A 21,179-nucleotide genomic window follows, 5' to 3' on the forward strand; every position below is an offset into this window, starting at 1 on the left:
GGAGTTTTTAAAACTTCGTAAGCCTTTCAAAATCACTGCTCTTTAAATACCTTATATATCCTGCCTATCAATGGATTGTTAATAATCGCCTGCTTCAAACTATCGGCATTAACCTTTCCTTCCTTCGCATAAACTATTTTGCCACCCGGTTCCACAAGGATGGTATAAGGTAGGGCCCCCTGCCATTTGGGGTCGATACTTTCTATCAGTTTGTATTTGCTGTCGCCGGTATAAATATAGTTCAGGCTTGATGATTGCTTTTTTTCAAGAAAAGCAAGGGCCTTGTCGCGGTCCTTTAGTGCATCTGAACTAATGGTTATCATTTTGAAATCGCGGTCGCGGTACATGCGATTGGCAGTAACCAGGTCAGGGAATTCCTCTACACAAGGTACGCACCAGGTGGCCCACAGGTTGATCATCAAAAGTTTATCAGTCTTGTTTTTCATCAGGTCCGATACCCCGGCAGCGTCAATATCCTGCAGGCTCACGGGCTCTTTTGCCCATTGTATCTCGGCCTTTTTTATCCAGTCCTTTTTCTCGATCCATTTTACCGAGCAGCCAAACACTTTGGTTGTTGTTACCGGCACTTCTTTACCGGCCAATATCGCGTCTATGGCGTTGCGGGCATCGTAACTTGACGGCGTTTTTGCAGGGTCCTCCATATCGTCTATCCGCCCCTGGTAGCGCAGCTTGCGGTCCCGGTCGAAGATGAAGATATGCGGGGTCGCTATCGGGCCATATTTTCTTGAAGCAGTTTCCGTTGCCCCGTCGTACAAATAAGGAAAATTGAACCCGGCACTTTTGGCGCGAATCTTCATTTCGGGGTACGAGTCGCCCACGTCGCTATAGCCAAGTTCATCCAGCCTCAGCGAGGCAGGGTTATTGGGATTTATTGCAACAACGCGAACGCCTTTCGGAGCGTAGTCGCGCGTTAATTTGATCATTCTCGGTTCATAAGCCTGCGAAGTAGGGCAGTGGTTACACATAAATACTACCACAAGCACTTTAGCGTCTTTAAAGGAAGCGAGCGAGTACATTTTACCATCAATGCCTTTCAGGTTAAAATCGGGAGCGGCCGAACCAATGGCAAGGGTCTTATGCTCATCAAAAGTAAAGCTTGCCGAAATGACCAATACCATTAACAGGCAGGCTATTAGTGAAACGCTTTTTTTCATTTTGAATGATTTCCGGAAGAAGGTGATCAAAAAGGGGTTATATCAAAATTAAATATTTTATTAACGGATTTAAATAAGTTGGCGGGTTTGATTTTGCAACAAAACCAAATTTTATTTGTTGTTATTCAGGTATATTATTTGTAAATTTATTATTGCCAATTATACCCTATAGTATTTTTTCCTTATGGAACCGGAAGCCCATTACTCAATTGTGCTTCTGCCACGTGTTTTCCTCACTGACGGGTAGGCATCGCCTTGTATAAATCTTATCACTTTATTCCCGTTTCACCATTAAACATTAGTATTATGAGAAAGATTTTAATTTTTATAACCTTACTTGCCTGTACGTTTGCTGCGTGTAAAAAAGCAAAAAAAGAGCCTTCGCAGCCAGGTGTATACAAAATGGATAAACTGACGGTTAGCAGCGGGGGTAAGGATTCGGTTTATGCCAGAACACAGGTTAAAATTTATACCGACCATCATTTTGCTTATGCCAGCATGGCGCCCGACTCATCAGTCGGATTCGGCATAGGTTCATATAAGGCCGATACAGGCACCAATATCATTGAGACCAGTATTTATAGCAGCGCCTCTCTCGACTCACCCCAGGTTTTTCATGTTGCAATTACTGCTCAACAAGATTCGGGCTACACCCAGGCCCTGCCATTAACTTCGCCAAAGGGAGTAAAATATACCGTGACGGAAATGTATACCCGATTGCCAACAGACGGCGTCTCAAAGCTCGACGGCGTATGGAAACTCGATGAAGCTTATATTATAAAAGGGAAGGATACCACCAAACAGCCTGAAAACCAGTACAAGGCTTTTTGGGGTGGCCATTTTATGTTTGTGCATCGATACGCATTGGATAATACCAACCTGCATTTTAAAAACGGATTTGGTTATGGTGATTTTACATTAAGGAACGATACCTTAAGCGAGTCGGAGCAGATAACAAGCCATGCTACGCTGCTTGGCCGGTCATTCGCTATTAAGATCAATTTTAACGGCGATGACGAATATTCCCAGGTTATAACTGATTCGACGAGCGGAAGCAGGTCCGTCGAGATATACCGGCGTTTAAAATAAAATCATGACAGGATGATGAATAAAACAAAGCTTCTCTTTCAGGAGAAGCTTTTTGTTGTAAATTGGGCCCCTGCCAATGGAACAAATATTTATACGAAAAGCCCGCCTGTCTGATATGGATGCCCTGCTGCAGTTTGAGCAGGGAGTTATCACCGCCGAACGCCCGTTCGACGCAACACTGAAAAACGGACTGATACATTATTACGATCTGCACCAATTGTTAACCGCGCAGCATATCCGCCTGCTCGTGGCGCAGTGCGGCGACGAACTTATTGGGTCGGGATATGCCCGAATAGAAACTGCAAAACCTTACCTGCAGCACCAGCGATATGCCTATCTCGGGTTTATGTATGTATTACCGGCATACCGCGGCAAAGGCGTTAATAAGATGATCATTGATGCTCTTAAGGAATGGTCGGGAGCGCAGGGAATAACTGAATTGCGTCTGGAATTATATAACGAAAATGAGCCTGCTATTAAAGCCTACGAAAAGGCAGGTTTCAGCAGGCATATGATCGAAATGAGAATGGGGCTGTAGCCATATTTTGCCCGTGTAAAGTGATATCCTGATTTTTTCGAATCAAACTCATGAGTTTTACGTTGTTAGTATGATATGCCGGCGTAAGGCACAATAGCATTAATTCTGTTTTTAGTAAATTTGCATGAATAGTAAAACCATGCCTGGTTTTGTAACTGTTTTTGTCGCCGAAAACAGTCTGCCGTATCCAAACCCGGGGTGGCGCCGGGTTCTGTAATAAATGCCCCTTCCGGGAGCGTCGCCCGCTGCAACAGGCTTTATTTGCTTTTGATATACAGCGGTCTTTTTGCTCGCCGGCGAATTTATTTTTTCTGATGATAACGACATTACCATGAACGTTGAGAAAGCTTATGATCTGATTCAGCAAACGCTGAACAACTGGATGCAGCATTTTATAAAAATGCTGCCGAATATTTTACTATCCGCTGTTGTGCTGGTCGTCGGCCTGTATGTTTGCCAATGGATCAAAAGACTTACCCGTAAGCTTACCCGTAAAATATCTCATAACGCTGCTCTTGGCAACCTGTTGGTTTCTATAATTTACCTGTCATCTATAGGTATTCTTATTTTTACCGTGCTGAGTATCCTGCAACTGGATAAAGCGGTTACCTCGATATTAGCCGGAGCTGGTATTGCCGGACTGGCCCTTGCGTTCGCTTTCCAGGATATTGCTGCCAATTTTATCTCGGGCATATTTATTTCATTCAGGCGCCCTTTATTTGTCGGTGACATCGTCAAGATAAAAAATTACATGGGAAGGGTGGAGGAGATCAACCTACGCGATACGGTAATCCGTACGTTCCAGGGCCAGATGGTGATCATTCCCAATAAGGACGTTTTTCAAAATCCGATAGAAAACTATACCCTATTGGGCAAGCGCCGTATCGACCTTACTATAGGGGTCTCTTACGGCGAGGACCTCGAAAGGGTCAGGGATATAACGCTTGATGCTGTAAAGGATATCGATGGCTTATCGGAAGACGATGAAGTAACTATGTTTTACCAGGAATTCGGCGATAGTTCCATCAATTTTATCATCAGGCTTTGGGTGAACACGCCTGAACAGCTTGTTTACTGGACTGTTTGCAGCGAGACTATCATCAGGATAAAAAAGGCCTATGACGAACATAATATCATGATACCGTTCCCTATCCGTACGCTTGATTTTGGTATAAAAGGAGGTGTTTCGCTTGACGAGGTGCAGATCAAAACTTAAGCGGCGAAAACAATCGGCAGCCTTGTCAGTTGTTCAAATACCATTTAACTAAATATCATCGCCTGTCTCTCACACTTATATCCCATACGTGGGAGTGAAAAAGTATAAGGCATAAAACAGTAAATATGAGCAGAACAATCGGAATTATTATGATCGTCATCGGCGTAGCTATGCTGATCTGGACGGGTTTCACCTATACTAAAAAGGAAAAAGTAATTGATGCCGGCCCGATACAGGTTTCGGCCGATAAGCAAAAATCAGTGAACTGGCCCCCTTACGCAGGTGGTATCCTCGTAGTAGGGGGCATTATTGTTGTGCTTACAGCTAAAAAAACAACCTGATCTCAGAGAGCCGATTTGATCTCGCCGGCCGCCCACGAGTCTTTTTTGGGTATGATAGACATAGATTCGAGCAACGAGTGCACCAGGTATGGCGAATGCAGGTTGTACTTGGCAAACGAGGCCTCGTTGCCTACTTTAATGGTATACGCCTCTGTCATCCGGGCAAGTTTCACAAACATATCCTCGTCCGTTTTGTCGTCGCCTATGCATAATACAAAATCGTATGACGACATGGTGAGCTTTTCAATAGCCGCACCCTTATTTACGCCTTTGTTCCGTACTTCTATTACCTTATTGCCGTTCAGTACGTTGAGGGGCAGGTGTGTGGTGCCGTTAAATAATTCTTCATACAATTCTTTTGCCCGTATCATGCCCTCCGTCAGGTCGGCGTTGCGATAATGCCAGGCTATCGAAAAATCTTTTTTCTCGATGAACGAATGCGGGCATTTGGACACAAATTTGTCCATTTGCTTTTCTATCCGTCCCATCCAATCACTCTCATTGCCGGCTGTTTCGTTTTCCCACGATCCATTTGGATGACGGATCTTAGCCCCGTGTTCGGCAATAAGGCCCACCGGCAAATGACCGAGCCATTTTTCAAGGGTCACACTGTCCCTGCCGCTTACAATGTAAACCGTGTTTTGCTCTTCGCGCGAAAGCAGGTCCAAAAGCTCGAGCACTTTGTTGCCCGGCGTAGCCGATAACGGATCTTTTGAAAAAGGGACAAGGGTACCGTCGTAATCCAGTAATATCAATCGTTTTTGCGCCGCCGAATAATTTTCGAGCAACCGCGCTTTCGAAAAATTATCCAGGAATTTGATCTCGAATCCTAATTGAACGTCTTTCACTTCCTTTAACTGGCTCAAAAAATCTCCGGCCCACGCATTAACGTCGTACCGGCTTATGCGTTCCTGCATGGCTGTTATTCGCTCTTCCTGTTCTTTTTTTTCCATCTCAAATCCTTGTTTTATCATTTCGGCTATTTCGTCCGTATCATTTGGATTTATCAGTAATGCCTCGGTCAATTCCCTTGCCGCGCCGGCCATCTCGCTCAATATCAAAACCCCTTGCTTATCTTTCCTGCTCGCAACAAACTCTTTTGATACAAGGTTCATGCCATCGCGCAGCGGCGTTATCAGCGCTACGTCGCAGGTGGTATACAAGGCTATCAACTGCTCAAAATCGAGGTGATTGTACTGGTAAATAATAGGCTGCCAATTTATGGTGCCCAGTGTGCTGTTTAGGTTCCCAATGAATTCGTCTATTATTTTTTTTCTTTCAGCGTATTTCCTGATCGAATCGCGCGAGGGTACAACAACCAGTGCAAAAACCACTTTACCATGATATTCAGGGTTAGCCAACAGGAATTTTTTAAAACCTTTCAAACGGTTGTAAAGCCCTTTGGTATAATCGAGCCTGTCTACCGAAAACAGGAGTTTTTTGTCTTTCTTTAGTTTAAGGTAAGTCTTGCGGATAGCTTCTACCTTGGTATTGTCATAAGCATTATTGAACAGGTCGAAATCGATGCTTATCGGGAAAGCGTCGACCTTTATTTGCCTGTTCTCCCACGATATGTGCTGGCCGTCGTGCCCGGTTTTGAGGGCCATTTCAACACACGATAGAAAATGAGAAGAATAATCGACCGTATGGAAGCCGATCAGGTCGGCGCCCAGCATCCCTGTTAATATCTCGCGTTGCCACTGTTTTGGGATAACCCTGAATATTTCATACGATGGAAAAGGAATATGCAGAAAGAAGCCAATGGTGAGCTTAGGGAATTTTTCACGAAGCATGCCGGCCAGCGGCAGCAGGTGGTAATCATGTATCCATACAAAGTCTTCGTTGCGTACCTGTTTGGACAGGATATCTGCGAATGACCTGTTCGCTTCCATATAGGCATCAAAGTACGACGAATGGTATTCGGCAAACGAGGGAAAGTAGTGGAAAAGCGGCCAAAGCAACGAGTTGGAAAATCCGTTATAATAAAGCTCGTACATTTTGCTCTTCATAAAAACCGGCAGGTAATTATAATCTGCCGGCGAATGTTCGTTGTTGGCAATATCCCAGATCTTTTCAGTGCAGCCGGGTACGCCCGCCCATATCTTTTCCGAAAAAAACTCTTTACCGCTGCCTTTCAGATAAGTAGTTATCGCAGAGATCAGTCCGCCGGAAGATTGCCGCATGGTAACGTTATTGTCTGTGGTCTCGATCGTCAGGGGAAGCCGGTTGGAAATAATAAATAGTCTTTTTTTCATCATGAGAAATAAGCTAAAAGAAAAATAATACCAAGAATGATTAAAACCCGGTGCTCAAAGAAAAAAAGCGATTAGAAATGCTTTAAGATGGCTTTGAAAAAGCCTGGCAGCACAGAATAAAAAACGGCAATGTTTTTTAACAGGTTATTGCAAATATACGAATTTTAAATTTAATGCTGTTTTTGGCCGGGCAAGTGGGTAACTTTGTGGCCGGCGATCCGGCAAAAAATGCCGGGATTGGTGTCATCTTCCAAATAACCATTTTCATTTATCTAATCAAAAACACTATGACCAGGTCAAAATTTTTAATTCGCGCACTTTACCTGTGCAGCGTCGGCAGTGTATTGTTTTTTGCCTCGTGCGGGGGCAATGGCGGTAACGGCCAAAAGAGTGACAGTACCTCAACCGCCGGTAATGGCTCGTCTACGGGACTATTAGGTGCAGGCAGCACGTTCGTTTACCCATTGTTTTCAAAAATGTTTGCCGAGTATGAAAAGTCGCATAACATCAAGGTAAATTACCAGTCTATCGGCTCTGGCGGCGGTATACTGCAGCTAACAAACAAGACGGTCGATTTTGGCGGTTCCGATGCCCCGTTGAATGACGAACAAAGCCAGAAGATAGGTGTTCCCGTATTGCATATTCCAATGGCCTCAGGCGCCGCTGTTATAACTTATAATATTCCGGAACTGAACAAATCGTTAAAAATAACGCCGCAAGTAATTGCTTCCATTTATCTCGGAAAGATCACAAACTGGAATGATAAGCAAATTGCCGCTGCAAACCCGGATGCAAAATTGCCCGACCTAAGGATTGTGGTCATTCACCGTTCTGACGGCAGCGGAACAAGTTTCATCTGGACCGATTACCTGTCGAAAGTTAGCGAGGAATGGAATAAAAAAGTGGGAAGAGCAACCGCGGTTAACTGGCCGGCAGGCCTGGGTGGCAAAGGGAACGAAGGTGTAACAGGTTTAATTAAACAAACCCCTGGTGCAATTGGCTATGTTGAATTGGCTTATGCCATCCAGAACAAGATGCCGGTGGCCCAGGTTCAAAACCAGTCGGGTAAATTCATTACACCCGATCTTTCATCAATAACTGCCTCAAGCAATATAAACTTACCTGCTGACGCTAAAGTTTCGCTAACCAACACAACCAATCCTGATGGCTACCCGATAAGCAGTTTTACGTGGGCGCTAATTTATAAGGAGCAAAAATATGACAACCGCTCGGAGCAAAAAGCTAAGGAACTATTGGACCTGTTGTGGTGGAACATCCACGAAGGGCAAAAAGACTGTGAGCCTTTAAACTATGCAAAGCTTTCGGAAAGCGCTGTTAAAGTAGCCGAAAATATTTTAAAATCAGCCACTTATGACGGAAAACCCATCTTGTAATAAAAAGGACGGGACCTAATTAAAAAAAGGCTTTTAGAACGATCTCTAAAAGCCTTTTTTGTTTGTGGAGAATATCGGAGTCGAACCGATGACCTCTTGCATGCCATGCAAACGCTCTAGCCAGCTGAGCTAATCCCCCGTAATGGACGGCAAAACTAATAAAAAGATTTTAGCTTGAAAATTTTATTGTATCAAATCGGTGCGGGTTAATTTTTTTAATTCCGTAAACAATCCGGTGGGTGCGATTGTAACGTATATGTAAATAGAGTTCGCAATTGACTAAAACAGAAATTATTGTTATTTCAACCCCGGAAAACCTATGATCCCTTCGGCAGCTGGTCAAAAAACTTTAACCGTACTAAAAAAGTATGGTCTGTTCCTGTGTTTGCCGGTGTTTCTTTTTATTGCTTACAGCTATACAAGCGGTCACCGCCCGCAATATAAAGCAACAGCAAAGATCGAACTCAACGGAATTTCGCCCGACGAAGCCATCGACGATATTAGATCCAAGCCTTTGCTGCAAAAAGCACTTGACCGGTTAGGTTACAGGATAAGTTATTACAACACCCGGGATGAGGATCACGAAATCAACGGAGATTCCTTACCCGTAAAAATAGTCTTCAGCCAATTCAATACTATTGACGATGATATAGTTTTGACTTTCAAAACCGCAAGCCCCAATACATTTACCTTAACGCACGGCGATACCATAGCTTACGAGGAATTTAATAAGCCGGCGAAAACGTACTACGGTACGTTCAAAGTTACGCATCGTGAAGGCACGGCTTACCAGGATGCTTCTTTTCTTTTTCGCCTGCATGACCCTGTAGAGTTGATCGACCGGTATTACAACAGTCTCCAGGTGAAAGCGGAAGACGATGCTAAAGTGCTTTCGGTAAGTGCAGCTTCGGGCACGCCGAAGAAAAGCGCCGCACTTGTCAATAAATTATTACAACTTTATGGCGGCACGAAACATAGTATACCTGCAACTGGAAAAATAGAGCAACCAGAGAAGGAAAAGAATGCACCCGAAGTCCAAAGGGCAGATGCCGAAAAAATTGCTAAAAACATAACGATGCTGCGCGAAAAAGCAGCCCGCCTGCGTCACCAGGTTGGCTTGCTGACCCCAAAGGCGCAAAAACCTGTCATCGATTCCGAACAAATGCACGCCTACGATGCTATACAAATGGATGTGTTTAAGGCGATAATGCCTTACATGCGAAAGCCTGTTGACCAGTTTGTGCAGGTGCCTTATATAGATGAGATTTATGATATGGAATTGAAGAAAGAGCTTACCGCATATAACGCTATGCAACTACGGAAACAGCGCGCTCTGGCAAATCCGGAACAAAATAAGATCAGGCTGGACACTTTTGATAATAAGATGATGTTCCTGCAAAGCGAAATAGTAGATAATATTACTTTTTTGCGCCAGCAACATTCGCCGGACGCTGTTGTTGAGCATCATGGCAACCCCAGTCTTTTGAAAGCAAAAAAAGATTCTCTTGATGATATTATCACGGAGATAACTAAGGAAAAGCGGCAATATGCTGCTATCCATACCACACCTGTTCCTGTACAACACACCCAGCAAAAGGCGCATTCAGCGATCTCAAGGCCAGGGCTTGTTGTGCTGGATAAACCCGAAAGCAATATCGAATACGTCGCGGAAGATCCGTTTTGGGTCTACGCCATAGCAGTATTCGCAGGATTATTAATACCGCTGACCGTTTTGGTAATTAGCAACAACCGATACAACGCCCGACTGACCCGCAGGGCAAATGCACAAACATTAGCCGAAAAATTAAACGATCTGTTTGCCGTCAAGCAGATCGATTAGGACTTGTTTTTGTAAATAACTGGTATATAAAAATTAAAATTTAACGCTATGAGAGTACATCGCAACACTATCCTTGCGCTCATCCTCGCGGGGGTGACAGGCTTGTTCGCATTTTCAGCAAATCCGGGCAGATCGATCAAAAACAAAACTTATTATCCGGCAAAATTATCTTCAACGGCACTCGCTGCGATGAAGCTAAAAAATATTGAATTCGGGTTCGACAAGGAAGGAGTACCCGAAAACCGCACTTCGGAACTGGACAAGGTTGCAAAGCTGATGATCGACAACAACGCTTCGATCAAAATAAGCGGCTATGCTGACAACGTCGGCGCGTATGTATACAATTGGAAACTATCCGAACGAAGGGCCAAAGCAGTTAAGGCTTACCTGGTGAGTAAGGGATGCGACTCTACCCGCATAGCCACAACCGAGTTTGGCGAAACTCATCCCATAGCTTCTAATAAGACCGCAGAAGGCCGTCAGAAAAACAGGCGTGCAGAAATGAAGTTTGCACTTTAAAGGCGCTACCTTTCCGATAAAGTATATGATTACCCGCGCAGGCGGGTTTTTAGTATAATAAATTGATAGGCAGCGTTTTTTGGCGATTGATTATTGTTAATAAACCTCAACCAAATTTGGCTCTATTTCGTTAAAACCTCCGGCTCTTATTTCATTTGCCGATTTTTTTTTAATTTTAAACGAAATTTGTGGCAACTCTATCCGCCTGGTTGCCTGTATTTCATAATAGCACGACTATTGACATCTATGAAGAACAGTTTACTCGTATTCCTGCTAATGTTTGCAGCTATTCGCGGGTATGGCCAGTGTACGCTTAAAGTGAGCATATCTTCATCAGGGCCGGCAATCTGTTCTGGCAGTAGTGTCGTGCTTACGGCATCGGCTTCCGCGGGGACCGCCCCGTATACATTTGTTTGGAGCACAGGCGAAACAACTACTTCGATAAGTGTTAATAAACCCGGAACATATACGGTAACAGTTAAAGATCAAACAGCAGGGTGCCAGGCCGTAAAGCAAAGCATTTCTATTGTATCCGCTACGGCGCCTAATGCACCAACCGTAAAGGATGTAGTAGTTTGCCCTAATAGCGCGGCAACCCTTAACGCAACCGCTCCGGGCGGTACGTACCAATGGTATGATGCGGCTGTCGGGGGTAATTTTTTGGCAACAGGGGCCACTTATGTTACACCACCCATCAGCACACCTACAACATTTTATGTTGAAACCACCTTAAACGGTTGTACAAGCTCGCGGTCGGCCGTAAATGTTACTTTGCCCAGTACGCCACCCACCCTTGGCGCGACAGTTTGCTCAGGCGACCCCGCAACCTTAGTGGCCGGCGGCGGCGGTACGTATGCGTGGTATGCATCCGCAGCAGGGGGGACGGTACTTGGCACAGGTTCGAGTTTCACTACGCCGCCGCTGGTTAGCACTACTACTTATTATGTCGTGGTAACAAGCCCAACCGGTTGTGTAAGTTCGCCGATCCCGGTAAGGGCCACCGTAACACCACCACCGCAGGCACCTACGGCATCGGGTGCAACAATTTGCGCAGGTAATGTAGTAAGCCTGCATGCAAGCGTTTCATCAGGTATTATCGACTGGTTCGATGTGCCTACAGGCGGTACATCGCTGATATCAAGCCCGGATTTTACTACTCCTGTGCTTAATACCACCACTACCTACTACGTACAAACAACTTTAAATACCTGTACAAGCCCGCGTACCCCCGTTACGGTTGTAGTAAACCCGGTACCATCAAACCCTACCATCGCCGATGTTACTACCTGCTCGGGTACGAGTGCCGTACTAACACCAACCGGTCCGGGCGGAACCTATAACTGGTATAGCGCCGCTGTAGGCGGCACCCTGCTGGCCACGGGTACTTCTTATACTACCCCTGTTTTAACCAACCCGGCAACTTATTATGTTGCCGCATCAAACGGAGGTTGTACCAGCGGACGCGTGCCGGTAACCGTTAATATAACGCCTGCTCCGCAGCCACCATCCGCATCGGGTATAGTAATATGCCCGGGCAACACCGCGACACTAACGGCCAGCGGGTCCACCGGGTCCTACGCCTGGTACAGTATTCCGACAGGTGGCAGCTCATTATCAAATAATGCCACTTTTACTACGCCTGTACTTAACGCAAATACCACCTATTATGTAGAAACAACGGTCAACGGTTGTACAAGTACACGTACGCCCGTTACCGTAACAATGTTACCAACCCCGGCAGCGCCGACGGCGCCCGGCGTAACTGTATGTTCGGGCGATGTAGCTTCATTAGCCGTGACAGCGCCGAGCGGAAACTATGCCTGGTACGACGCCGCCACCGGCGGAAACCTGCTGGTAACCGGTTCTGCTTATGTTACACCGCCGCTTGTTTCTACTACTACCTATTACGTTGAAAGCGTATCGGCTAATGGGTGTTCAAGCACACGCACAGCGGTTACAGCAACGGTAACGCCGCCGCCCGCCGCGCCATCTGCCGGCGGTGCGTCAATTTGCCCGGGCTCAAGTACAACATTGACTGCCACTGCTACCGGTACAGTTTCCTGGTATGACGCCGCAGTAGGGGGCAATTTGCTTGCTACGGGCAATAGTTTTACTACGCCCGCGCTCAACAGGAACACTACTTATTATATTGAGCAGGCCGTGGGAACCTGCGTTAGCCCGAGAGCATCAGTTACGGTATCCATGATAACAATCCCCAGCCCGCAGTTTAAATACTCCTCGGGCACGTTTTGTAAAACCGGGGTTAATCCGTCGCCAACCATCAACAATCCAGCCGGGGGTGTTTTTAGTGCATCGCCTGCCGGACTTGTATTTGTAAGTACAGTAACCGGCCAGATCAATCTTGCCGCAAGCGCTTCAGGAACATATACGATCTCGTTCTTTGGCGGTGGTACCTGCCCGACAACCACCACGGCCGACGTAACGATAACCAGTTCTCCGAACGCCCAATTTTCGTATGGTACGCTATGCCAGAATTCAGGTACTGCTTTCCCGATCTTTCCGGTGGGAGCAAGCGCCGGTGTGTTTAGTTCGTCAGGCGGCATCGTATTTTTGAATAACACAACCGGCGAGATAAATATTGCCGCTTCCACACCGGGCGTGCACAATATCACCAATACGATACCCGCAAGCGGAACATGCCCGGCAACTTCATTTACTTTGCCTGTAACGGTCGACCCGACCGCAGTCGTTTCCGCCGGCCCTAACCAGGTGGTGCCCTTTGGTACACCGGTAACTTTAGCGGGCAGTGTATCAGGAGGGGCATCCACAGGAACATGGTCAGGCGGGGCAGGCTCTTTTTCAAATCCGAACCAACTCAACGCTGTTTACAGCCCTGCGCCCGGCGAGACAACGGTTACGCTTACGCTTACGTCGGCAGATCCGCCTGGCTCCTGCGGCCCGAAAACAGACCAGATGGTCATCACCATAAGGCCACAGCCGGCCGCGCCAACCATTACAGGTACAAATATTTGCTCGGGCGATGTAGCAACGCTTACACCAACAGCGCCCGGAGGTACTTACGCCTGGTATGACGCCCTAACAGGCGGCACCCTGTTGTTTACGGGGTCATCATTCCAGACGCCTGCGCTTGTTTCTAATACAACTTATTATGTGCAAACTACCTTGAACGGAGCGACCAGCACCAGGTCGGCAGTTACGGTAACCATTAATGCGGCGCCTGCTGTTCCTACGGCAGCCGGCACAAATGTTTGTTCGGGAACACAGGCCACCCTCACTGCAAGCGGATCGACCGGGAGTTATCGCTGGTACGATGCTGCAACCGGAGGAAATCTTCTGTCGGCCGGTGCCACTTATACAACCACGCCCCTTACGGTACCCGCAAGTTTTTACGTTGAGGCGGTTGGTACGTGCACAAGCGCCAGGCTAAAAGTAGATGTTGGTATTAACCCGGTACCGGTTGTGAACAGCGCATCCGCCGGTAGCGTGTGCAGTGGCTCGGCGCTCAACTATACCATTACATCTAACGTGCCGGGGACTACATTTACCTGGAGCCGGGCCGCAGTCGCCAATATCAGCAACCCGGCTGTTTCCGGGCAGACAAGTACTGATATAACAGAAACGCTTATCAATACAAGCACCAGCCCGGTAAACGTAACATATGTGATAACACCCGATGCAAACGGCTGCCCTGGTACCCCGTTCAATTACGTGGTTACCGTAAACCCGGCCCCGGTTGTTACCAGCGCCTCCGCTGTCGCTGTTTGCGACGAGACTGCTATAAATTATGATATTACATTCAACTCACCCGGCGTAAGCTTTAGCTGGAGCCGTGCGGTTGTGCCTGGAATAAGTAATGCGGCTATTTCGGGCCAAAGAGCGACCACCATACGCGAGAGTTTATTTAATACAACCGATCAGCCGGTCGATGTGATATATGTTATCACCTATTCGTCGGGCGGTTGTACCGGATTGACGTTTAACCTTACCGTTACAGTCAATCCATCCGTTGTGGTTACCAGCTCTGCTGCCGACATAGCCTGCAGCGGCGACCCGCAGTCGTATAATATCACATCAAATGTACCAACGGCAACCTATAGCTGGGGGCGTGCGGCAGTTGCCGGTATAAGTAACCCCGCTGTTTCTGGGCAAACCTCATCCTCCATCACCGAGGCTTTGATCAATACCACTAACGCGCCGGTAAAAGTTATTTACCTGATCGTACCCATGGCCAACGGTTGCCCGGGTACCCAGTTTAAATATACGGTAACTGTAAACCCGGGAGTACCTGTGCCGGTAGCAAATGTCAATTCGCCAATTTGCATAGGCAGCACAATTAACCTGCAAAGCCCCATAGTATCCAAGGCAACCTATAACTGGTCGGGCCCAAATGGGTTTTCCTCGAACCTGCAAAATCCGACCATTCCGAATGCTACCGCTGCCAACGCAGGCGTATATAGCTTATTTATCACCGTGAACGGCTGTAATAGTGTAACCGTTAATACTGCGCCGGTGGTGATCAATCCGCCACCTGTGGCCGATGCGGGCCCCGATCAAACCATTTGTACAACGGCAGCTTCGGCGCAACTTGCCGGTTCGGTAACAGGCGGTACTACCACCGGTATCTGGTCAACAGCCGGGACGGGTACATTCTCGCCCGCGCCGAATGTGCTGAACGCTTTGTACCTGCCCTCGGCTGCCGACGTGGCGGCAGGTTCAGTAAAACTTACGCTTGCATCCACCAGTAAGGACGACTGTAATGTTTCGGTGTCTTCAATGACCATCACCTTCAAATCGCCTGTTGTTACCAGTGCTGCAACAGGTGCGATATGCAATGGCACCGCACAGAATTATACCATAACATCTGATTTTCCTACTGCAACTTTTAGCTGGAGCCGGGCCGCCGTATCGGGCATAAGCAATCCCGCGGTGTCAGGGCAAACAACATCGACAATTACGGAGACATTAATTAACCCTGGCGCGGCGCCTGTAGATGTGATCTACTCCATCACGCCGATAAACAACGGCTGCGCCGGCTTGCCTTTTAATTATACGGTCACAGTAAACCCCACGCCGGCGACGCCCGTGGCGACTGCAAATTCTCCGCTTTGTGTTAACGGCTCGCTGGGTTTGCGTACCGATCCTGTGGTCAACGCGACTTATACCTGGACCGGTCCGAATGGATTTAGTTCGAACCGGCAAAATCCTACTATATCAAACGTAACAATGGCAGCTGCCGGCGTATATACGCTCTATATAACGGTTAATGGCTGTGTAAGTCCATCGGGCAGCGTAAATGTGGTTGTCGATCAGCCTTCAACCGCGGATGCGGGACCCGACCAAACCCTTTGCCCGGTAAATGCAACCGTTCAATTGCACGGAGCCGTTACCGGCGGCACTATAACGACGGGTGTGTGGTCGACCAGCGGAACGGGCACATTTCCGGCAGGGCCGAATGTGCTGGATGGTACTTATGTGGCTTCGGCACAGGATGTTCAGGCTGGCTCGGTGACACTTACATTAGCCACTAATAGTACCGATGGGTGCGCCATATCTACGTCGTCAATGACGGTCAGGTTCCAGTTGCTGACCGCTGTAACGGCCGGGCCCAATCAAAGCATCTGTTCACAGGGCGGAGCGGCCCTAAACGGCCAGATAACCATACCTGGCGGCGGCGTGTGGACCAGCTCGGGAACGGGAACATTTAACCCGTCGGCGTCGCAGCTAAATGCCACCTACATTCCAAGCGCCGCTGATATCGCCGCCGGGTCAGTAGTACTTACCCTTACGGCAAATGCGCCGGGGCAGTGTTATGTTCCGTCAGATAAATTGACGATCCAGATATTGCCGCCGCCTACGGTAAATGCAGGCGGTACGGTGTACGTGTTGAAAGGTCATACGGTCACGCTCAATCCCACGGTAAGCGATGAAAACGTGACTTATTCCTGGTCACCTGATATCGATATAAGCAGCACGACTGTGAAGAACCCTGTTGTAACAGGAAGTGTTGATCGTTCCTATTTACTGGTAGTAACGGATTCGCGCGGATGCGTTGCCCAGGATTTTGTAAACATCGTTGTATCGCCTGAGATCGTTATCCCGAATACTTTCACGCCGAATGGTGACGGGATAAATGACCAATGGAACATACAGGGATTAGTTGCTTATCAGCAGGCGAGCGTGGATGTATTTGACCGCTATGGCCAAAAGGTGTTCCACTCGATAGGATATGGGACGGCCTGGGACGGTACTTTCAAGAATCAGCAGGTGCCTTACGGCGTATATTACTATATCATCGATCCCAAATTCTCGGGCCTGCACACCATATCAGGCTACGTAACGGTAGTGCGTTGATCCTTAATTGATCATTGTTTTTTTTGGAAATTACAGGTTATACAAACCTTATAAAAACAGTAAAGCCCCTGATGGGCAGGGGCCTTTACTAACCAATTATAAACCTAAATTATGAGAAGACTATCTAAAAATTTTCTGGTGTAAAGGTAACACTATTTATTAAAATGTAGAATCTACATTTGTAATTTTTTTGTCACCATTTCACAGAACTACATTTAACATTGAATTTACAATAAGTAAACAATCAATATATTATAAAACTTTCAATTTTTGATTGTTTAATCACCAATCGCTGGCGTTTATGATGTAAAGGTATAAAAAAAATCTAAAAAGCAATAGTTTTTTATAATTTTTTTTAAAAATAGCATAAAATAAATGTGATTTGCTTTATAAAACACTAATTTATTTATTAATAATTGATTTTAACCATTTAAATCGTAATTCACTGCTATTAATTGCCAATTTTATTACTTGATTTTCCGAAAAAATATTAATTATAGAAAGATTGCGTTTGAAATTCGGGACAAAACGTGCACTTTTCGATTAAATTTTAATAAAAACCGCAATGTTTATGTAATTGTTTGAAAAATAGGCTTATTATAGTGTATTTTACGGTTATTTTGTTCTTAAAATATTACTTAAACCCAACGTTTTAATCCAGGCGCTTTTCGCATTTTTGCGACCAAATACAACTATCTGTTATGTCGCATTCTGCAAAGCCTGTCCATCCCGAACTAACAAATTCCCTTTTATGGGTAATGACCATTGCGACCGGCCTTATAGTGGCGAATCTTTATTATAATCAGCCTTTGCTGGTGCTGATGGCAAAGTCGTACCACGTTAGCATATCAAAAATAGAAGAGGTTGCAACGGTAACCCAACTGGGATATGCAGCTGGCATGTTATTCCTGGCGCCGCTGGCGGATATGATCAGGCGTAAACGTTTGATCATGCTTTGCCTGTCGCTGGCTATAGTCGCTTTGTTGGGTGCGGCGATAGCACCAAATGTTAATATGCTTATACTTGCAAGTTTCCTGGTGGGCGTATTTTCATTGGTTCCGCAGTTACTGGTGCCGATGACCGCTCACCTTGCCAAACCCGCCGAACGTGGCAGGAAGATAGGTTTTGTAATGAGCGGTTTGCTGATCGGCATCCTGTTGTCGCGGACCCTTAGCGGAATAGTAGGGAAATATTTCGGGTGGGAGGCCATGTTCTATATTGCAGCCGGCGTAATGGTGGTTATCTGGATAATGCTGTTTTTTATGCTGCCCGAGGTTGAGCCCGAATACAAGGGGAAATATGGGGCTTTAATGAGTTCGCTGATCACGCTGATCAGGGAAGAACCCGCGCTCCGTATCGCTGCACTACGGGGTGCATTGTGCTTTGCCTGCTTCATGGCTTTCTGGACTTCGTTAGCCGCATTGATGCACGATAATTTCGGCAAAGGCAGCGACATAACAGGTTTGTTCGGGCTTTTTGGCGCTGCCGGCGCCCTTGCAGCCGGGGTTATGGGCAGGCTGAGCGATAGAATGGACGCCTATAAGTTATCCACTGTTACATTATTTCTTATTATTGTTTCTTTCGTCATCTTTATTTTTTCAGGTTATAGTTTCGTCGGCCTCATCATCGGTGTCATCGTGCTTGATATGGGTGTGCAGGCCACTCATATTTCTAACCAGTCACTTATTTTTTCTCTGAAGCCCGAGGCCCGTAATCGTATTAACACCGTTTATATGGTAACTTATTTTATTGGCGGCAGCCTGGGCACTTACATTACTAGCTTTGCCTGGGACGCGTATAAATGGACAGGGGTTTGTGTTGTCGGGATATTGTTGTCAACCATTGCTATCGTTTTTCACCTGCTTAACCAGAAAACTATACACCAGATAAGACAACGTGTATAGTTAATTATCTACTATCCAAAACCACCAGGTCAACTTTTTAAAGTTTTGCAATACGATACCATTTTTTAAAACGGTATAAAAATTAATCTTTCATTTTCGTTATCAATCAATTGCAAAAATTCGCATCCTAAAGTAAACCCGCCTGATAGCCGTATCACATTTTCTGGCACTCAATTGGAAGTATACCATCCAGGTTTATCGATATGATGATCGGAAAAAAGAAAAATACCGAAACCGGTGAGCAGGAGTGGGAAAACCCGCAAAATCCTGAGGCAACTTCAGATGGTCGCGATAAAGAACAGATCCTAAGACAGTACGAGGAAGCGAAACGGCGGAAAGATAATTTGACGGAAAAAGATCATATAGATAAACCTAAACAGAACTGATTACGTATATAGGTAAAAACTGTAACAACCTAAAAACGACAATTTTATGAAAAGCCATACAAAATCTTCGACTAACAAACTGGTAGACCGCTTTGATAATGAGCTTAGAGCATTATTGCTGACTGATTTGAACAGCATGAGGGGAGTAAAGGAAAAGTTTATCCATAGCAATCCACGGGCGCGTGGGCAAGTTCGCTTGTCTGTAGCCTGATCACTATATATCTACATATTAAATTCTTTTGAAAAACTATGAGGGGTAAGGCCGCGTATAACGCGGCTTTATTTTTTTGAGGCGTATTTGATGATCAACGCTGCCGTTCGTTCCGACGCACCGGGTGTACCCATTTTTTTGTGCAGGTTCTTGTAGTCAGCCAGTATTTGCAGCCTCCCCGGCCCACCTTCAACTATCAAAGCCAATTCTGAATTTATGTGCTGCGGGTTGCAGTCCTGCTGTATCAATTCCTTTACGACTAATTTGTCCATGATTAGGTTAACCAGCGAAATGAATTTTATTTTAACCAGCATGCGTGCTATGGCAATAGATACCGGCGCCCCTTTATAAACCACCACCTGCGGTATATCAAACAGCGCGGTTTCGAGGGTGGCCGTTCCTGACGCTACGATGGCGGCGTGGGCATTGGTCAGCAGGTCGTAAGTCGCGTCGAATACAAGCCTAAGCTGCGTGTCTTTTAAATATCGGTCGTAATAATCGGTATTGAACGATGGCGCGCCGGCTATCACAAATTCATAGTCCGGCCATTTTTCGGCAACGGCAACCATATCGGGTAGTAAGCGGTTTATCTCCTGCCTCCGGCTGCCGGGAAGCAGCGCTATTATCTTTTTACCGGTAAGGTTATGCGTTTTTCGAAATGCACTATCGGGCTTAAACTCAGCTATAGCATCCAACAACGGGTTCCCTACGTAATCAACCTCCATTCCCCAACCCTTGTAAAAATCAACCTCGAAAGGCAGGATGCAAAACAAGTGATCGACAATGCGTTTGATCTTCAATACCCGTTTCTGGTTCCAGGCCCAAACCTTGGGGGATATATAATAACATACCAGGATATCTTTCGATTTGGCAAACTCAGCGATACGAAGATTAAACCCTGGGAAATCAATCAGCACCAAAACATCCGGCTGCCAGCTATCGATATCATGTTTACAGGCCGCGAGGTTTTTGGATATGGCACGCAGGTTCATAACGACCTCGATAAAGCCCATAAAGGCCATCTCGGCATAATGTTTTACTAATTCGCCACCCTCGGCCAGCATTTTATCACCCCCGTAAAAACGAAATTCGGCCTTAGGGTCTTTTTCCTTTAAAGCTTTCATCAGGTTGGCGCCGTGCAGGTCACCAGATGCTTCGCCGGCTACGAGATAGTATTTCATAGCGGTCAGGTATTGAACTTCCAGTTATTCAGCAATGGGATGGCGTGGTGAGCAGTCATATCAAACTGCACCGGAACCACCGAGGCATAATGGTTTTCCAATGCCCAAACATCGGTGTCTTCACCCTTATCATTCACCTGGAATACCCCGGTGAGCCAGTAATAGGGCCGTTTGTAGGGGTCGTGGCGTTCATCAAATTCCTCCGCCCATTTGGCATTGGCCTGGCGGCATATTTTGATGCCTTTGATGTGATGCGTATTCGGAAAGTTAACGTTAAGCAATGTAGCTGACGGCAAGCCGTTTTGTAAAACCTGCTCCGCGATTTCTTTTACGAATTTGATACAATGGCTGAAATCGGCCTGCAGGGTATAATCATCCAAAGAGAAACCAATGGATGGAATGCTCTCGATTGCACCCTCAACCGCCGCCGACATGGTGCCGGAGTAAAGTATATTGATCGAATTGTTCAATCCATGATTGATGCCGGAAACACACAGGTCGGGCTTTTTACCTTTGAATATTTTAGTTACGGCCAGCTTTACACAATCTACCGGAGTGCCCGAGCAGCTATAGCTTTCGATGTCGTCGTACAATTCCATTTTGTCCAGCCGAAGCGGGCTGCCAATGGTGATGGCATGCCCCATACCCGATTGCGGGCTATCAGGAGCCACCACCACCACTTTGCCTAATTCCTTCATAGCGTGCATAAGCGCTTTGATGCCGGGAGCGGTAATGCCGTCGTCGTTTACAACCAATATGGTGGGGTGGGAGGTGCTCATGCGGCAAAAATAGCTATA

Annotated in this window: 14 protein-coding genes and 1 tRNA gene; 10 read left to right on the forward strand and 5 right to left on the reverse strand. The window is 46.4% G+C overall.

Annotation, left to right across the window (positions count from 1 at the left end; genetic code table 11):
* Positions 1 to 32: 32 nt before the first annotated feature.
* Positions 33 to 1,175 carry a redoxin family protein gene (locus tag FRZ54_RS09855; RefSeq protein ID WP_147031446.1) on the reverse strand — a complete coding sequence of 381 codons (1,143 nt, stop codon included), beginning with the start codon at positions 1,173 to 1,175 and terminating at the stop codon, positions 33 to 35.
* A gap of 306 nt (positions 1,176 to 1,481) precedes the next feature.
* On the opposite strand from FRZ54_RS09855, the gene FRZ54_RS09860 reads away from it, so the two are divergent.
* From FRZ54_RS09860 to FRZ54_RS09875, 4 genes are all read left to right on the forward strand, one after another.
* Complete coding sequence (locus tag FRZ54_RS09860; protein ID WP_147031447.1) at positions 1,482 to 2,264, forward strand: hypothetical protein; 783 nt, start codon at positions 1,482 to 1,484, stop codon at positions 2,262 to 2,264.
* 76 nt (positions 2,265 to 2,340) lie between these two features.
* On the forward strand, positions 2,341 to 2,802 hold the full coding sequence (locus tag FRZ54_RS09865; protein WP_147031448.1) for a GNAT family N-acetyltransferase: 462 nt from the start codon (positions 2,341 to 2,343) through the stop codon (positions 2,800 to 2,802).
* Positions 2,803 to 3,133: 331 nt separating this feature from the next.
* The gene (locus FRZ54_RS09870; protein WP_147031449.1) at positions 3,134 to 4,018 is read left to right on the forward strand and encodes a mechanosensitive ion channel family protein; all 885 of its coding nucleotides are present in this window, start codon (positions 3,134 to 3,136) and stop codon (positions 4,016 to 4,018) included.
* A gap of 125 nt (positions 4,019 to 4,143) precedes the next feature.
* Positions 4,144 to 4,359, forward strand: coding sequence for a hypothetical protein (locus FRZ54_RS09875; protein WP_147031450.1), 216 nt, complete (start codon positions 4,144 to 4,146; stop codon positions 4,357 to 4,359).
* 2 nt (positions 4,360 to 4,361) lie between these two features.
* Here FRZ54_RS09875 and FRZ54_RS09880 read toward each other — a convergent pair whose 3' ends face one another.
* Positions 4,362 to 6,617: a bifunctional alpha,alpha-trehalose-phosphate synthase (UDP-forming)/trehalose-phosphatase gene (locus tag FRZ54_RS09880; protein WP_147031451.1), complete on the reverse strand. Its 2,256-nt coding sequence runs from the start codon at positions 6,615 to 6,617 to the stop codon at positions 4,362 to 4,364.
* Positions 6,618 to 6,901: 284 nt separating this feature from the next.
* Here FRZ54_RS09880 and pstS point away from each other — a divergent pair, with 284 nt between their 5' ends.
* Positions 6,902 to 8,008 carry a phosphate ABC transporter substrate-binding protein PstS gene (gene pstS, locus FRZ54_RS09885; protein WP_147031452.1) on the forward strand — a complete coding sequence of 369 codons (1,107 nt, stop codon included), beginning with the start codon at positions 6,902 to 6,904 and terminating at the stop codon, positions 8,006 to 8,008.
* A gap of 65 nt (positions 8,009 to 8,073) precedes the next feature.
* On the opposite strand, the gene FRZ54_RS09890 is transcribed toward pstS, so the two are convergent.
* Positions 8,074 to 8,147: transfer RNA gene (locus FRZ54_RS09890), tRNA-Ala, on the reverse strand.
* Between the two features lie 180 nt (positions 8,148 to 8,327).
* Here FRZ54_RS09890 and FRZ54_RS09895 point away from each other — a divergent pair.
* From FRZ54_RS09895 to FRZ54_RS09915, 5 genes are all read left to right on the forward strand, one after another.
* Positions 8,328 to 9,848, forward strand: a complete 1,521-nt coding sequence (locus FRZ54_RS09895) for a hypothetical protein (RefSeq protein ID WP_147031453.1) — start codon at positions 8,328 to 8,330, stop codon at positions 9,846 to 9,848.
* A 48-nt stretch (positions 9,849 to 9,896) separates the two neighbouring features.
* Positions 9,897 to 10,367, forward strand: coding sequence for an OmpA family protein (locus tag FRZ54_RS09900; RefSeq protein WP_147031454.1), 471 nt, complete (start codon positions 9,897 to 9,899; stop codon positions 10,365 to 10,367).
* 246 nt (positions 10,368 to 10,613) lie between these two features.
* Positions 10,614 to 16,700, forward strand: a complete 6,087-nt coding sequence (locus tag FRZ54_RS09905) for an Ig-like domain-containing protein (protein ID WP_147031455.1) — start codon at positions 10,614 to 10,616, stop codon at positions 16,698 to 16,700.
* Positions 16,701 to 17,401: 701 nt separating this feature from the next.
* Positions 17,402 to 18,604, forward strand: a complete 1,203-nt coding sequence (locus tag FRZ54_RS09910) for an MFS transporter (RefSeq protein WP_228462676.1) — start codon at positions 17,402 to 17,404, stop codon at positions 18,602 to 18,604.
* A 203-nt stretch (positions 18,605 to 18,807) separates the two neighbouring features.
* Positions 18,808 to 18,990 (forward strand): hypothetical protein, encoded by a 183-nt coding sequence (locus FRZ54_RS09915; RefSeq protein ID WP_147031456.1) that lies wholly within the window; start codon positions 18,808 to 18,810, stop codon positions 18,988 to 18,990.
* Between the two features lie 279 nt (positions 18,991 to 19,269).
* Here FRZ54_RS09915 and lpxB read toward each other — a convergent pair whose 3' ends face one another.
* The gene (gene lpxB / locus FRZ54_RS09920) at positions 19,270 to 20,382 is read right to left on the reverse strand and encodes a lipid-A-disaccharide synthase (protein ID WP_147031457.1); all 1,113 of its coding nucleotides are present in this window, start codon (positions 20,380 to 20,382) and stop codon (positions 19,270 to 19,272) included.
* A gap of 5 nt (positions 20,383 to 20,387) precedes the next feature.
* Positions 20,388 to 21,161 (reverse strand): 5'/3'-nucleotidase SurE, encoded by a 774-nt coding sequence (gene surE, locus FRZ54_RS09925; RefSeq protein WP_147031458.1) that lies wholly within the window; start codon positions 21,159 to 21,161, stop codon positions 20,388 to 20,390.
* Between the last annotated feature and the right edge of the window lie 18 nt (positions 21,162 to 21,179).

It is taken from the genome of Mucilaginibacter ginsenosidivorans, from assembly GCF_007971025.1.
GTDB classification, from domain to species: Bacteria; Bacteroidota; Bacteroidia; order Sphingobacteriales; family Sphingobacteriaceae; genus Mucilaginibacter; species Mucilaginibacter ginsenosidivorans.